Annotated in this window: 14 protein-coding genes; 7 read left to right on the forward strand and 7 right to left on the reverse strand. The window is 74.9% G+C overall.

Going from position 1 to position 14,292, the window contains the following annotated elements:
• Positions 1-31: 31 nt before the first annotated feature.
• Positions 32-1,036, reverse strand: coding sequence for a YihY/virulence factor BrkB family protein (locus tag ACI789_RS16990; protein ID WP_457010548.1), 1,005 nt, complete (start codon positions 1,034-1,036; stop codon positions 32-34).
• Positions 1,037-1,132: 96 nt separating this feature from the next.
• On the opposite strand from ACI789_RS16990, the gene ACI789_RS16995 reads away from it, so the two are divergent.
• Complete coding sequence (locus tag ACI789_RS16995) at positions 1,133-1,603, forward strand: heme-degrading domain-containing protein (RefSeq protein ID WP_457010549.1); 471 nt, start codon at positions 1,133-1,135, stop codon at positions 1,601-1,603.
• A gap of 9 nt (positions 1,604-1,612) precedes the next feature.
• Here the strand turns inward: ACI789_RS16995 and ACI789_RS17000 are convergent, their stop codons facing one another.
• From ACI789_RS17000 to ACI789_RS17020, 5 genes are all read right to left on the reverse strand, one after another.
• On the reverse strand, positions 1,613-2,875 hold the full coding sequence (locus tag ACI789_RS17000; RefSeq protein WP_457010550.1) for an FAD-dependent oxidoreductase: 1,263 nt from the start codon (positions 2,873-2,875) through the stop codon (positions 1,613-1,615).
• A gap of 10 nt (positions 2,876-2,885) precedes the next feature.
• Positions 2,886-3,722: an ABC transporter permease gene (locus ACI789_RS17005; RefSeq protein ID WP_456916613.1), complete on the reverse strand. Its 837-nt coding sequence runs from the start codon at positions 3,720-3,722 to the stop codon at positions 2,886-2,888.
• Complete coding sequence (locus ACI789_RS17010) at positions 3,719-4,693, reverse strand: ATP-binding cassette domain-containing protein (protein ID WP_457010551.1); 975 nt, start codon at positions 4,691-4,693, stop codon at positions 3,719-3,721. Before ACI789_RS17010 ends, ACI789_RS17005 begins: the two co-directional genes overlap by 4 nt.
• Before the next feature lie 121 nt (positions 4,694-4,814).
• Entirely contained in the window at positions 4,815-5,489 is a 675-nt protein-coding gene (locus ACI789_RS17015; protein WP_457010552.1) for a response regulator, read from the reverse strand.
• A complete protein-coding gene (locus ACI789_RS17020) occupies positions 5,486-7,114 on the reverse strand; it encodes a sensor histidine kinase (RefSeq protein ID WP_457010553.1) in 1,629 nt (542 codons plus the stop codon). Before ACI789_RS17020 ends, ACI789_RS17015 begins: the two co-directional genes overlap by 4 nt.
• A gap of 163 nt (positions 7,115-7,277) precedes the next feature.
• Here ACI789_RS17020 and ACI789_RS17025 point away from each other — a divergent pair, with 163 nt between their 5' ends.
• The 4 genes from ACI789_RS17025 (at position 7,278) to ACI789_RS17040 (ending at position 9,774) form a co-directional block, all read left to right on the forward strand.
• Complete coding sequence (locus ACI789_RS17025; protein ID WP_457010554.1) at positions 7,278-8,690, forward strand: cation:dicarboxylate symporter family transporter; 1,413 nt, start codon at positions 7,278-7,280, stop codon at positions 8,688-8,690.
• A 132-nt stretch (positions 8,691-8,822) separates the two neighbouring features.
• Positions 8,823-9,053 carry a FitA-like ribbon-helix-helix domain-containing protein gene (locus tag ACI789_RS17030; RefSeq protein ID WP_457010555.1) on the forward strand — a complete coding sequence of 77 codons (231 nt, stop codon included), beginning with the start codon at positions 8,823-8,825 and terminating at the stop codon, positions 9,051-9,053.
• A complete protein-coding gene (locus ACI789_RS17035; protein WP_457010556.1) occupies positions 9,040-9,447 on the forward strand; it encodes a type II toxin-antitoxin system VapC family toxin in 408 nt (135 codons plus the stop codon). The genes ACI789_RS17030 and ACI789_RS17035 overlap by 14 nt, the downstream gene beginning before the upstream one ends.
• A 54-nt stretch (positions 9,448-9,501) precedes the next feature.
• Positions 9,502-9,774 carry a YciI-like protein gene (locus ACI789_RS17040; RefSeq protein ID WP_456916606.1) on the forward strand — a complete coding sequence of 91 codons (273 nt, stop codon included), beginning with the start codon at positions 9,502-9,504 and terminating at the stop codon, positions 9,772-9,774.
• Positions 9,775-9,856: 82 nt separating this feature from the next.
• On the opposite strand, the gene ACI789_RS17045 is transcribed toward ACI789_RS17040, so the two are convergent.
• Positions 9,857-11,644 (reverse strand): FAD-dependent oxidoreductase, encoded by a 1,788-nt coding sequence (locus ACI789_RS17045; RefSeq protein ID WP_456916605.1) that lies wholly within the window; start codon positions 11,642-11,644, stop codon positions 9,857-9,859.
• A 211-nt stretch (positions 11,645-11,855) separates the two neighbouring features.
• Here ACI789_RS17045 and ACI789_RS17050 point away from each other — a divergent pair, with 211 nt between their 5' ends.
• Positions 11,856-13,004: a helix-turn-helix domain-containing protein gene (locus ACI789_RS17050; RefSeq protein ID WP_456916604.1), complete on the forward strand. Its 1,149-nt coding sequence runs from the start codon at positions 11,856-11,858 to the stop codon at positions 13,002-13,004.
• A gap of 5 nt (positions 13,005-13,009) precedes the next feature.
• On the forward strand, positions 13,010-14,179 hold the full coding sequence (locus ACI789_RS17055; protein ID WP_457010559.1) for an LLM class flavin-dependent oxidoreductase: 1,170 nt from the start codon (positions 13,010-13,012) through the stop codon (positions 14,177-14,179).
• The last annotated feature ends 113 nt before the right edge of the window (positions 14,180-14,292 follow it).

A 14,292-nucleotide genomic window follows, 5' to 3' on the forward strand; every position in this document is an offset into this window, starting at 1 on the left:
GCGGCGCTGTCCTACCCGGGCACGGTCGCGCTCAGGCGTCGTCGCCGGGGTCGGGGGCGGCCGGGCGCTGCGGGTCCTCGAAGGAGACGTCGACGCGCTGGGACCGGACGGCGCGCTGGGCGCGGGCCGACTCGGCGTAGACCCGCTCGTCGCCCCGGGTCAGCTCGACGTCGTCGGTGAACGGCGTGAGCAGCGCCCGGGGGTAGAGGTGGTCGACGCGCACGACGTTGACCTCCACGCAGACGACCAGCACCACCGCCGCCAGGTACATGAAGGCCATGAGGCCCAGGACGAGGGCGAAGACCGCGTCGAGGGTGCTGGCGTTGGCCACCACCCGGGCCACGTAGACCCCGCCGAAGGACTGCAGCAGCTGCCAGGCCACCGCGGCCGCCACTGCGCCCGGCAGCACCTGCCTGACGGTGAGCCGGCGGGCGGTGGTCAGCCGGAAGCCCAGCACGAACACCGCCGCGTTGGCCAGCACCGACCCGATCGCCACCAGCACCTCCAGCCCGGCACTGAAGGCGCCGGACGCGGCCGCACCGGTGCCCACCGCCGACAGCACCGTGCTGGCCAGCACGAGGAGGCCGAGCGTGCCCAGCAGCAGCAGGCTGCGGCCCCGCGCGGTGATCGGGTCCGGCCGGCTGTGCCGCGGCACCGCCCAGGCGGTGTTCATCGTGTGCTGGATCGCCTGCCCGAGGCCGAGGGCCCCGTAGAGGGCGACCAGCCCGCCGACGACGAACGGGACGACGCCGCCGCCGAGGCGCTCGGGCGTGCCCAGTTGCGGCCCGATGACCGGGAACTCGGCGAGCGCCGAGTCCAGCAGCCGCTGCTGCAGCTCGGGGTTGTCGCTGAGCAGCAGCCCGAGCACCGTCGAGAGCAGCAGCAGCATCGGGAACAGCGCGAGGAAGCCGTAGTAGGTGACGAGGGCGGCCAGGAAGTGGCCGTCGTCGTCGAGGAACTTGTAGGTCACGGCGATCGGGAACCCGGCCCAGTGGTGCCGCCGCTGGAACCGGTCGAGGCGCTCGGCGATCGACATGGCAGCCCCCTGTCCTCGGGTCGGCCGCACCGGTACCCGCGCTCCGGGCCGGGAACGCGCGGGACCCGGATCGGCTGCGGCCGGTAGGAAGGACCCATGGCCGACCCCTTCCCCTCCCTCGCCGAGCTCGCCGCCGAGGAGCAGGACCTGCAGTTCACCGGCTTCACCAACGAGGACGCGTGGGACCTGGGGTCGGCGCTGGTCGCGGTCGCCCGCGCCCAGGGCGCGCCGGTCGCGATCGCCGTCGAGCGCAACGGCCACCGGCTGTTCTCGGCGGCCCTGACCGGCGCGACCCCGGACAACGACTCCTGGATCGCGCGCAAGCTGCGCGTGGTGCACCGCTTCGGGCACAGCAGCCTGTACGTCCGGCAGGCCTCGGCGGAGCGGGGCACCACGTTCGAGGAGGAGTTCGGCCTGGACCCGCGGCGCTACGCGGCCCACGGCGGCGCCTTCCCGGTGCTCGTGCGGTCGGTGGGGCCGGTCGGCGCGGTCGCCGTCTCCGGGCTGCCCCAGCTCGAGGACCACCGGATGGTCGTCGCCGCGATCCGGGCGCACCTGGACCGCTGACCGCCCCGCTCAGCCGGTGCGGGCCAGCGGGGCCGCGGCCGGGCGGCGGCGCAGGGACCGGGGCGCGTGCTCGGGGAGGACGCCCAGGCCGATGACGCGCGCCGGGATGCCCTGCAGCGCGGGGAACCGCTGCAGCAGCCGCAGCACGCGGGGCGCGCCGACGACGAGGTCCCCGCTCAGGACACGGGCGAGGACCCGCCGCTGGATCTGCCGCTGCCCCAGCTGCACCAGCGCCGTCGGCAGCAGCCGGCGCAGCCGCACCAGGGCCAGCCGGGCGGGGCTCGGGCCGCCGTCCCCGAACCGGCCGGCGAGCAGCCGCGCGGCGGCCGCGGCGTCCTGCACGGCGAGGTTGATGCCGACCCCGCCGATCGGCGACATCGCGTGCGCGGCGTCGCCGATGACCAGCAGGCCGGGCCGGTGCCACCGGGTGAGCCGGTCCACCCGCACGGAGAGCACGCTGACGTGGTCCCAGTCGTGCAGGGTCGCCACCGCGCCGGCCATCGCGGGCAGCAGCCGGCCGAGCTCGGCGCGGAAGGCATCGATCCCGGCGTCGCAGAGCGCGGCGAAGCCGTCCTTGGGCAGCACGAAGGCGGTCTGCCAGTAGTTCCCCCGGTCGATCATCACCACCAGGCGGCCGCGCGAGATCCGGCCCATCCCCCCGAACGACGGGCCGCTGTCCCCCGGCACCTTGGGCAGCCGGAACCACAGCACGTCGATCGGCGCGCCGAAGTCCCGCAGCCGCAGCCCGGTCTCGGCGCGCAGCCGGGAGTTGCGGCCGTCGGCGGACACGGTGAGCGCGGCGCGGACCTCCCCCTCGGCGCCCTGGCGCGTCCGGTACCGGACGCCGACGACCCGGCCGTCCTCGTGGACCAGACCGACCGCCTCGGTGCCCATCCGCAGGGAGAAGGTGGGCAGGTCGCGCCCCTCGTCGGCGAGGAAGTCCAGGAAGTCCCACTGCGGCACGAACGTGAGGAACGGGAAGCGGCCCGGCAGCCGGGTGAAGTCGGCGACGGCGAAGGTGCCCGCGTCGGTGGTGACCCCGATCCGCGGGACCTCCTGGTGCGGCAACCGCAGGAACGCCTCGGCCAGGCCCAGCTCGTCGAGCAGCCGCAGCGTCGACGGGTGGACGGTGTCGCCGCGGAAGTCGCGCAGGAAGTCGGTGTGCTTCTCCAGGACCACGACGTCGACGCCCTGCATCGCGAGGAGCAGGCCCAGCACCATGCCCGCGGGGCCGCCGCCGGCGATGCAGCAGGTGGTCGTCTCGGTGCTCACGGGGACCTCCTCAGCGACTGCGGTAGAGACGGGTGGTGACCGGCAGGAAGACCGCGGCCAGGGCGGCGGCCACCGCCAGCGAGACGACGATCGCGGTGGTGTCCGGGGCGCCGGCCATCAGCGAGCGGGACGCGGTCGCCAGCACCGAGATCGGGTTGACCTCGACGAACGCCTGCAGCGGCCCGGGCAGCGTGCGGGGGTCGACGAAGACGTTGGACAGGAACGTCAGCGGGAAGATCCCCATGAACCCGGCGTTCATGACCGCGTTGGGCGAGCGCATGAGCAGGCCGAGCACCGAGAAGACCCAGGACAGCCCGAACGAGAAGACGACGACCAGCGCCAGCGCCGCGAGCGCCCCGCCGGGGCCGCCGTCCGGCCGGTACCCGAGCGCGACCCCGACGGCGATGATCACCGTGCCCGCCACGACGTAGCGCACGCTGTCGCCGAGCAGCGAGCCCAGCAGCGGCGCGGGCCGCCAGATCGGCAGCGAGCGGAACCGGTCGACCACGCCCTTGGTGAGGTCGGTGTTGAGGGTGACCCCCGAGTAGACGGTGGTGAACAACACCGACATCACCAGCAGGCCGGGCAGCGTGTAGTCCAGGTAGGCGCTGGTGGAGCCCGCGATCGCACCGCCGAACAGGTACGTGAACATCAGCAGGAACATCACCGGCGTCACGGTGACGTCGAGCAGCTGCTCGGGCACGTGCTTGACCTTGAGCATCCCGCGCCAGCCGAAGGTGAGCGCGGTCGACAGCGGCCCGGGTCGCGGCGGGCGGGCGGTGGAGGCGATGGCCCGGCGGACGGCGGCGGCGTCGGTCGTGCCCGGGGACGCGGCGGTGGCGGTCACGAGGCCTCCTCCAGGGTCGGTGCGTCGGCGACGGCGTCGTCGGCGGGGTGGCCGGTGAGGGCCAGGAACACCTCGTCCAGGCTCGGCTGGCCGAGGGAGAAGTCGGCCAGCCCCACGCCGGCGCGGGCGAGCTCGGCCAGGCCGAGCGCGGCCTTCTCCGCGTCGGCGCAGGCCGCGGAGAGCGCGGCCGGGTCCGCCTCGGGCACCACCGCGCCGACCGTCCGCTCCAGGACGCCCGCGGCGTCGGCGCGCTGCTCCGGGTCGAGGAGCCGGACGTGCAGCGAGCCGGTGCCCACCGACGCCTTGAGCTGGCCGGGCGTGCCCTCGGCGATGACCCGGCCGCGGTCGATCACGACGATCCCGTCGGCGAGCTGGTCGGCCTCCTCGAGGTACTGGGTGCAGAGCAGGATCGTCGTCCCCTCCGCGACCAGCGCCCGGGCGATCTCCCACACCTGGTTGCGCGACCGCGGGTCCAGCCCGGTGGTCGGCTCGTCGAGGAACACCAGCCGCGGGGTGACGACGAGGCTCGCGGCGATGTCCAGCCGCCGCCGCATGCCGCCCGAGTAGTGCTTCACCAGCCTCCCGGCGGCCTCGGCCACGCCGAAGGCCTCCAGCAGCTCGTCGGCGCGGGCCCGGGCGGCCGCCCGGCGGTGGCCGAGCAGCCGGCCCAGCAGCACGAGGTTCTCCCGCCCGGTGAGCTCCTCGTCGACCGAGGCCAGCTGGCCGGTCAGGCTGACCAGGCCGCGGACGGCGTCGGCCTCGGTGACGACGTCGTGCCCGAGGACCCGGGCGCGGCCGGCGTCGGGCTCGATCAGCGTGGCCAGCATGCGGATCGTGGTCGTCTTCCCGGCGCCGTTCGGGCCCAGGACCCCGTAGATCGCCCCGGCGGGGACGGCGAGGTCGACCCCGGCCACCGCGCGGGTCTCGCCGAAGGACTTCGTGAGGCCGGTCGCCTCGATGGCCAGTGTCATCGCGCTCCTCGGTTCGGGGTCCGCCGCAGCGTCTCTCGTCCCTCTGACGGAATCTGCGCCGCGGACTCATCGCCCGCCACCCATTTCCGCGGCGATGCTCGCCCTTCGAGCGCGCTCGAGGTCAAGCCCGCCAGCGGTACTCCATCTCCGGGCGGCCGGTGCCGCCGTAGCGCGGGGCGCGGTCGACCAGGCCGGTGTCGGCCAGGTACTCCAGGTACCGGCGGGCGGTGATCCGGGAGGCCCCGATCCGCTCTCCGGTCTCGGCCGCCGACAGCCCCTCCCCCGCCGCCCGGACGGCGGCCACCACGGCGTCGAGGGTCTCCCGGCCCATCCCCTTGGGCAGCGGCGCCGGGCGGGTGGGCCGGACCGCGTCGAGCACCCGGTCCACCTCGTCCTGGCCCGCGGCGGCGCCGCCGGACCGCAGCCGCGCGCGGTACTCGGCGTAGGCGGTCAGCCGGTCGCGCAGCGCCGGGTAGGTGAACGGCTTGAGCAGGTAGCCGACGACGCCGTGGGCGGCCGCGGCCCGCACCGTGGCCAGCTCCCGCGCGGAGGTGACCGCCAGGACGTCGACGTCGGCGCCCGCGGCGCGGATCCGCCGGCACAACTCGATGCCGCTGGTGTCGGGCAGGTTCATGTCCAGCAGCACCAGGTCGACCCGCGCGCGGGCCAGCGCGTCCAGGGCCAGGGCGCCGGTGCCCGCCACGGCCGCGGTGGTGAACCCCGGCGTCCGGTCGACGTAGGTCCGGTGCGCCTCGGCGGCGACCGGCTCGTCCTCGACCACCAGGACGGCGATCACCGCGGCGCCCCCGCGGTCACCGGCAGGGGCAGCGAGACCCGGAACTCCGCGCCGGGGCCGGGCCGGACCGACAGCGTCCCGCCGTGCCGGCGCACCGCCGCGTCGACCAGCGCCAGCCCCAGCCCGCGGCCGAGCCCCTGCGGCGCGCCGGTGGCCTCCTTGGTCGACCAGCCCCGCTCGAACAGGTGCGGCAGGTCCTCCTCGGCCACCCCGGGACCGGTGTCCTCGACCCGGATCTCCAGCCGGCCGTCGACGACCTCGAGCGCGGCCTGCACCTCCCGCGGCGGGTCGCCGGCCAGCGCGGCGTCGATGGCGTTGTCCAGCAGGTTGCCGACGATCGTCACCAGGTCGCCGCCGGGGATCCCGGTGCTGCCGACCGAGGTGGCCGGGTCGATCTCGAGCAGGACGCCGCGCTCGTGCGCGGTCGCCGTCTTCCCCAGCAGCAGCGCGGCCAGCACCGGCTCCCCCACGGCGTCGACCACCCGGTCGGTCAGCTGCTGGGCGGCGGCCAGCTCGGCGGTGGCGAACTCGACCGCCTCCTCCGGCCGGCCGAGCTCCACCAGCGAGACGGTGGTGTGCAGCCGGTTGGCGGCCTCGTGGGCCTGGGCGCGCAGCGACTCGGCGAAGGACCGCACGCTGTCCAGCTCGCCGGTGAGCGCCTGCAGCTCGGTGTGGTCCCGCAGCGTCACGACCGTGCCCGCCGACCGGCCCGCCGTCCGGGGCGGGGCCTGGTTGACCACCAGGACCCGGCTGCCGGTCACGTGCACCTCGTCGACGGCGGTGCGCTGCCGGCCGAGCACCTCGGTCAACCCCGGCGGGAGCCCGAGCTCGCTCACGTGCCGGCCGGTCGGGTCGCCGTCGAGGTCCAGCAGCCGGCGGGCCTCGTCGTTGACCAGCTGCACCCGCTGGCCGGCGTCCACCAGCAGCAGCCCCTCGCGGACGGCGTGCAGGACGGCGGAGTGGTACTCGACCATCCGCGCCAGTTCCGCCGGGGACAGGTCGTGGGTCTGCCGGCCCACCCGGCGGCTCAGCGCCCAGCTGCCGAGCGCGCCGACGGCCAGCGTGGCCGCGCCGGTGCCGAGGATGCCGGGGACGGCGGCGGCGAGGTCCTCCCCGATGGCGTCGACGGTGATGCCGGCCGAGACCACCGCCACGACGTCGCCGTCGGTGCCGAACACCGGGCCGGTGGCGCGGACCGAGGGGCCCAGGGTGCCGGTGTAGGTCTCGGTGAACGTCTCGCCGCGCAGCGCCGGGGCGATGGTGCCGCGGAACGGGCGGCCGATCTGCTCCGGGTCGGGGTGGGTGAAGCGGGTGCGGTCGGGGGCCAGGACGGTGATGAACGAGGTGCCGGTGTCGGCCCGCACCTGCTCGACGTAGGGCTGCAGCACCGAGGTCGGGTCCGGGCCGGAGACCGCGTCGCGCACCAGCGGGGAGTCGGCGAGGCTCTCCACGATCGCCGTCGTCCGCTGTCCGGCAGCGTCCCGGACGGCCTGCCGGGCGTCCAGCCAGGCCACGGCGGTGGCCGCCAGCACGACGACGCCCACCACGAGGGCCTGCAGGAGCAGCAGCCGGCGGGCCAGGCTGGCCCCCCGCCCGAACCGGGACAGGACGGCGGGTACGTGCACGCCGGAAGTGTGCCGCGTCCAGGCGGCGGGAACCGCACCGGTGAACGCAATGAACACATGGGTGACCCCGGTCACCCCACGGGGAACTGTGATCGGCGTCGCCCCGTCCGGGCCGACGTCCCCCGAGGGCACTCGCCCCCGGCCGACTCCGCAGGAGCAGTCGATGGCCTCAGGCACCGAGCAGGAGACGCCGCCCCGCGCGCGGCGGGACCGCACCCACTGGCTCTACCTCGCCGTGATCGGCGCGGTGATCGCCGGCATCGTCGTCGGCTTCGCGTTCCCCGAGTTCGCGGTCGGTCTCAAGTGGCTGGGCACGGCCTTCGTCGGGCTGATCAAGATGCTCATCGGCCCGGTCATCTTCTGCACCATCGTCATCGGCATCGGGTCGATCCGGCAGGCGGCCAAGGTCGGCCGCGTCGGGGGCCTGGCGCTGGGCTACTTCCTGCTGATGTCGACCGTCGCCCTGGCGATCGGCCTGGTCGTCGGCAACCTGCTGCACCCCGGTGACGGCCTCCAGCTCAGCGAGGCGCTGCGCGGGCAGGGCGCGGAGCTGGCGGAGACCGCCGAGGGCGGCGGCGGGACGACCGACTTCCTGCTCGGGCTGATCCCGACGACGCTGCTGTCGGCCCTCACCGAGGGCTCGGTGCTGCAGGCGCTGCTGGTCGCGCTGCTGGTCGGCTTCGCCATCCAGGCGATGGGCCGCTCGGGCGAGCCGCTGCTGCGCGGGGTCGGCCACCTGCAGCGGCTGGTCTTCCGGATCCTCGCGATGATCATGTGGGTCGCGCCGATCGGCGCCTTCGGCGCGATCGCCGCCGTCGTCGGCGAGACCGGGATCGACGCGCTGAAGAGCCTCGCCGTGATCATGCTCGGCTTCTACGCCACCTGCGCCGTCTTCGTGGTCGTCGTCCTGGGCCTGCTGCTGCGCCTGGTGGCCAAGGTGAACGTCTTCAGCCTGCTGCGCTACCTCGGCCGCGAGTTCCTGCTGATCGTCTCCACCTCGTCGTCGGAGACGGCGCTGCCGCGGCTGATCGCCAAGATGGAGCACGCCGGCGTCAGCCAGCCGGTCGCCGGGATCGTCGTCCCGACCGGGTACTCGTTCAACCTCGACGGCACCGCGATCTACCTGACGATGGCCTCGCTGTTCATCGCCGAGGCGCTGGGCGACCCGCTGTCGATCGGGGAGCAGATCGGCCTGCTGGTCTTCATGATCATCGCCTCGAAGGGCGCCGCCGGGGTCACCGGCGCCGGCCTGGCCACCCTCGCCGGCGGCCTGTCGGCGCACCGGCCGGAGCTGCTGGACGGCGTCGGCCTGATCGTCGGGATCGACCGGTTCATGTCCGAGGCCCGCGCGGTGACCAACTTCGCCGGCAACGCGGTGGCCACCGTGCTCATCGCCACCTGGACCAAGGAGCTCGACCGCGACCGGTTGTCCTCGGCGCTGTCGGGTGAGAGCCCCTTCGACGAGGAGAGCTGGATCGACGAGCACGACGAGCCGTCGTCGGGCACCAACGCCGGCCCGGGCCAGCGCGACGCCCGCGACGCCGAGCGCGAGGTGGCCGGGGCCTCCGTGCACTGACCGCCCCGCACTGGCACCACCGCACTGGCACCCCCGCACGACGGAGCCCCCGACCTGCCCAGGCCGGGGGCTCCGGCCCGTCCGGGGCCACGGCGACTGGCATTCTGGCGCTGAGAGCGCCAGAATGGCGCCATGCCCAGTGTCCAGATCAAGGACGTGCCGCCGGAGATCCACGCGGTGTTGCGCCGTCGGGCAGCGGCTGCTCACCAGTCCCTCCAGGAGTACCTGCGCACCCGCCTGATCGAGGAAGCCAGTTCCGCCACCGTGGAGGAGGTCCTGGAGCGGGCCGGCGGACGGGCCGGCGGGTCCGCGTCGTTCGAGGCGTCGGTGGCCGTGCTCCGCGAGGACCGTGATCGTCGTTGACGCCAGCGTCCTCGTGCCCGCGCTGGCGGACGACGGGGCCGATGGCGACCACGCCAGGCAGCGGCTCAGGGGGCAGGTGCTGGCAGCCCCCGAGATCCTCGACCTCGAGGTGCTGTCGGTCCTACGCCGGCTCTGTCGTGCCGGGGCCGTCCCACCGCGGCGAGCCGAGCAGGCTCTGCGCGACCTGACCGACCTGCCCGTCCGCCGGGCCCCGCACCGCTGCCTGCTCCCCCGGTGCTGGGAGCTGCGCGAGGACCTGACCGCGTACGACGCGTCGTACGTCGCACTCGCCGAGGCGCTCGACACCGTGCTGCTGACGGCAGACGCACGACTGGCCCGCGCCCCGGGTGTGCACTGCCGGGTCGACGTGGTCGGTCCGTCGGACGTGTCCTGACGAGCGGGCCGCCGCCCGTGCCCCTCGGGTCGCCGCCGCTGCGACAGTGACCCCATGCACCTGGTCCTGGAGTACACGCTGGCCGACGACTACCTGGAGCGCCGGGCGGCGCTGCGCGAGGAGCACCTGGCCCTGGCCCGGGCCGCGCACGAGCGCGGCGAGCTGCTGCTGGCCGGCGCCCTGCCCGACCCCTACGACCGGGCGCTGCTCGTCTGGACCGCCCCGCGCGAGGTCGTCGAGCGGTTCGTCGCGGCCGACCCGTACGTCGTCCAGGGCCTGGTGACGGGGTGGACGGTCCGCGACTGGAACGTGGTCGTCGGAGGCTGACGCCGCCGGGAGCAACCGAGGCTGACGGAGTGTGGGGGTGCAGGATTCCTGCACTCCCACACTCCGAGACCGGGCGTGGGACTCAGCGGCCGAGCACGCCGCGCAGCGCGCCCGAGAGCCACTCCCGCGCCTGATCGGCCGACGAGGGCGAGCCGAGGTGGCGCGCGGCCACATAGAGGTCGGGGCGGACGAGGAGCACCCCGCCGTCCTCGATCTCGCGCAGCTCGGCCCAGGTGCCGTACGGGTCCTCGACGGGCTGGCCGGGGCCGATGGACACCGGGGTGACCGACAGCCCCAGCTCCGGCCCGAGCTCCGCGGCGGCCGCCAGCCACGCCTCGCCGCCGATCCCCGTGACCACGGCGAACCGGCCGCCTCCGACCAGGTCGAGGGTGGAGGTCCGGCGTCCGCCCACGGTCACCCAGGTGTGCGGGATCTTCGCGCCGGGCCAGGTGGTGGCCTGGGCGTAGAGCACGGGGTCGCGCCGGTACTCCGGCATCGGCGTCCCGTCGGGGACGACCGCCGAGGAGGCGTACCGCTGGTTGTGCTCGACCCCGTGGGCGTCGAACTCGTAGGCCTTGTAGGCGATCGCCTCGCGCAGCGCGGCGCGGATCTTCTCCCCCTCCGGGCCGGGCGACTTCCACAGCGCCAGCTGCTCCTGCAGGTGGTCGGCCTCGGTGTGCTCGAGGTCCAGCGCGGTGAGGATCTTGCCGGTGTCGGCGATGCTCTGGTTGGCCCGCTCGACGATCTGCCGGGCGATCGGCGCCCGCTCGGCGTCGTAGCTGTCCAGCAGGGACGGCGCGGCGGTGCCGGCGACGACGTGGGCGAGCTTCCAGGCCAGGTTGTAGGAGTCCTGCACGGAGGTGTTGGATCCCAGCCCGTTGGTCGGCGGGTGCCGGTGGATCGCGTCGCCGGCGCAGAACACCCGGCCCTTCGAGATCGTCGTCGCGAAGTGGTGGTTGACCGTCCACGGCGAACGGGACTTCACCCGCATCTCGAAGTCGTCGGTGCCGACGAGCGCGACCGCGAGCTCCCGGACCACCTCGTCGCTGAGGTCCGGCGGGCCACCGGCCACCTCGTAGCCCCACATGAGCATCCACTCGTTCCAGGGCTTGATCATGCGGAGCACGCCGAGGCCGACGCCCTCCTTCTCCGCGCCCGGCTGGAGCATCCAGTAGAGGACCGAGGGCCGGTGCGCGACGAACCTCGACAGGTCGGCCTCGAACACGATGCTCAGCGCGCCGGCCACCGCGCCGGGCCCCTCGTAGGGCAGGCCCAGGTCGGCGGCGACCTTGCTGCGGGCGCCGTCGGCACCGACGAGGTACCGCGAGCGGATCGTGTACTCGGCCCCGGTCAGCCGGTCGCGGACGGTCGTGGTGACGCCCTCGTCGTCCTGCACGTGGCCGACGTACTCGGTGTCGAAGCGGATCCGCGCGCCGCGCTCCTGGGCGGCCTGGACGAGGATCGGCTCGGTGATCGTCTGCGGTGCGTCGAGCATCGTGGTCGGGCTGGCCAGCTCGTAGTCGGCGTGGCGGACGGTGTCGGTGCCCCACGACGGGATCCGGCCCAGCTCCTCGCCGGCGAGGCTGGTGCAGAAGGTCGTGTTGCCCATGTACTCCCAGGGCGTCGCCTCGCGCATGAGCCGGTCCTCGATGCCCATGTCGCGCATCGCCTCCATCGTGCGCTGGTTGGTGATGTGCGCACGCGGGGTGTCCGACAGCCGGCCGTACTTGGTCACCATCAGCGTGGACGTGCCGTAGGTCGCCAGGAACAGGGCGGCCGACGCCCCGGCCGGCCCGGATCCGACGACGAGGACGTCGACCGCGACGGCCGCCCCTTCCTCGCCGGTGGTCGTCGTCGCGGGAACGCTCATCGAGGTCCTCTCGTCGGGGGGGTCGGGAAGCGGACAACTGTCCGTGCCGGGTCGATCCCATCGCCGGACCGCCCGCGTGTCAACCGTCACAGGATGCGCCGCCCTCGGCGGCGGTGTTCAGTTCCTGCACACCCCCCGGGGTTGTGACGAGGGCCATACTCGCCGGGGTCGAGGCCCGGTCGGGGGCGCACAGGGCCGGCGGGAGGGGGGCGTGACGGTCGCGGGGTGGCAGGCCTTCCAGGTCGGCGCCGAGCCGCGCGGCGTGCGCGAGGAGGTGCTCGCCTCGTGGCGCCGGTCGCGGTGGAGCGGGGTGGACCCCGACCTCGACGTGCCCCCGGTGGACGACGCCGACGCGGACTCCCCGTTCGTGCGGGTGGCCGCCCCGGTGCTGCTGGGGATGGCCGACCTGCTCGCCGACAGCCGGACCTGCCTGGCGCTGGCCGACCGGCAGGGACACGTGGTGTGGCGGTGGGTCTCCGACGCCCAGCTCACCGCCGAGGTCGACCGGTCGGGGATGCAGTTCGGCGCCAGCTTCGACGAGGAGCGGGTCGGCACCTGCGGCATCGGCACCGCCCTGGAGACCGGCCGGATGGCGACCGTGCTGGGCGCCGAGCACTTCGTCGAGTCCTTCCACCGCTGGGCGTGCGTCGCGGTGCCCGTCGTCTCCCCGGTCACCGGGCGCACGGTGGGTGCGGTCAACGTGACCAGCCGCGCGGCGGAGGCCACCCACTTCCTGCAGGTCACCGCCCGGTCCCTGGCCGAGGGGGTCCGGTCGGCCCTGGCCGCGTCGGCCACCGAGGCCGAGCACCGGCTGCTCGCGGCGTTCCTGCGGGCCCGGGAGGGCGCGACGGCCCCGGTGGTCGCGCTCACCGGCGACCTGTTCCTCACCGACGCCTCGGCGGCCGCCCTCGGCCTCGACCACGCCGTGGTGTGGGCCGCGGTCACCGAGGCCGGACCGGCCGCCACCTGCGTCGCCGTGGCCCACGGCGTCCTCGCCCGGGTCACGCCGGTCACCCCCGGCCGGCCGGGGGACGGCGCGGTCCTGGTCCTGCGGGCCGCGGAGCGCCTCGCGCCCGGCCCGGAGGGCGCGCTGCCGTGCGGGCGGCGGCTGACCCCGCTCGAGCAGGCCGAGTCCGACGTCATCGCCGCGGCCCTCACCGAGTGCGGCGGCAACAAGTCCGCGGCGGCCGCCCGCCTGGGCATCTCCCGCGGCACGCTCTACCAGAAGCTGCGGCGCTACCGCCCGCTCACCGCCCAGCCGCCGGGCGCAGCCCCCGTCCCCGCAGCCCCCGTACTCGCAGCCGCGCCGGCTGCGTGCCCTCGGTCCACCGTCGAACCCGGAGGAGAGCCCCGCCCGTGAGCAAGATGCGCTTCGGCCTGTTCATGCCGCCGTTCAACAGCCCGCCGACCCAGAACCCGACGACGTCGCTGCAGCGCGACATCGAGACCATCCAGCTGCTCGACCAGCTCGGCTACGACGAGGTGTGGGTCGGCGAGCACCACTCCGCGGCGACGGAGATCATCGCCGACCCGCTGACGTTCCTGGCGCACGTCGGCCCGCTCACCCGGCACATCCGGCTGGGCACCGGCGTGGTCTCCCTGCCGTACCACAACCCGCTCTGGGTGGCCGACCGCGCCATCCTCGTCGACCACCTGCTGCGCGGCCGCCTGATGCTCGGCGTGGGCCCCGGGTCCCTCCCCACGGACGCCGCGATGATCGGCCTGGAGCCGGCGCAGCTGCGCCCGGCGCTGCACGAGGACCTCGACGTGCTGGTCCGGCTGCTGACCACCGACGAGCCGGTGTCGGTGAAGACCGACCGGTACGAGCTCGTCGAGGCCCGCTGCCAGCTGGCCCCCTACCAGGACCCGTGCTTCGAGATGGCCGTCGCCGCCACCGCCTCCCCCACCGGGCCGCGGCTGGCGGGGAAGTACGGCCTGGGCATGCTCTCGGTCGGCGCGACGACCAAGGAGGGCTTCGACGTCCTCGGCCACCACTGGACCGTGCTGGAGGCCGAGGCGGCCGCGGCCGGACGGACCGCCGACCGCTCCCGGTGGCGGCTGATGGGTCCGATGCACATCGCCGAGACCCGCGAGCAGGCCGTCGAGGACATCCGGTACGGCTTCGACGCGTTCGTCGACTACACGCAGAAGACCCTGGCGCTGCCCCCGGTGCGCATCCCCGGCGACACCTTCGACGAGCGGCTGGCCTGGCTCGACGACAGCGGCTGGGGGGTCGTCGGCACGCCCGACGACGCCATCGCGCAGATCCAGCGCCTGGTCGACCAGTCCGACGGCGGGTTCGGCTGCTACATCCTGCTGCAGCACGACTGGGCGAACTGGCAGGCCACCCAGCGCAGCTTCGAGCTGTTCGCCCGGCACGTCATCCCGGCGTTCCAGCCCTCGCAGAAGCGGCTGCTGGCCGCCGAGTCCTGGGCGCGCAGCAAGCACGCGGAGCTCGACGCCAAGAACGGCGCCGCCATCCAGGCGGCGACCGACCGGTACGCCCAGGAGAAGGCGGCGGCCGGCCAGGCCTGACCGTCCGGGGGGGGGGGGGGGGGGGGGCGGGGGGGGGGGGGGGGGGGGGGGGGGGGGGGGGGGGGGGGGGGGGGGGGGGGGGGGGGGGGGGGGGGGGGGGGGGGGGGGGGGGG

It is taken from the genome of Geodermatophilus sp. SYSU D00965, from assembly GCF_054050075.1.

Bases quoted from the DNA above. Each gene is read 5' to 3' on its own strand.
- ACI789_RS16990 (WP_457010548.1), bottom strand. From the start codon at position 1,036: ATGTCGATCGCCGAGCGCCTCGACCGGTTCCAGCGGCGGCACCACTGG.
- ACI789_RS16995 (WP_457010549.1), top strand. From the start codon at position 1,133: ATGGCCGACCCCTTCCCCTCCCTCGCCGAGCTCGCCGCCGAGGAGCAG.
- ACI789_RS17010 (WP_457010551.1), bottom strand. From the start codon at position 4,693: ATGACACTGGCCATCGAGGCGACCGGCCTCACGAAGTCCTTCGGCGAG.
- ACI789_RS17025 (WP_457010554.1), top strand. From the start codon at position 7,278: ATGGCCTCAGGCACCGAGCAGGAGACGCCGCCCCGCGCGCGGCGGGAC.
- ACI789_RS17030 (WP_457010555.1), top strand. From the start codon at position 8,823: ATGCCCAGTGTCCAGATCAAGGACGTGCCGCCGGAGATCCACGCGGTG.
- ACI789_RS17040 (WP_456916606.1), top strand. From the start codon at position 9,502: ATGCACCTGGTCCTGGAGTACACGCTGGCCGACGACTACCTGGAGCGC.
- ACI789_RS17045 (WP_456916605.1), bottom strand. From the start codon at position 11,644: ATGAGCGTTCCCGCGACGACGACCACCGGCGAGGAAGGGGCGGCCGTC.
- ACI789_RS17055 (WP_457010559.1), top strand. From the start codon at position 13,010: ATGCGCTTCGGCCTGTTCATGCCGCCGTTCAACAGCCCGCCGACCCAG.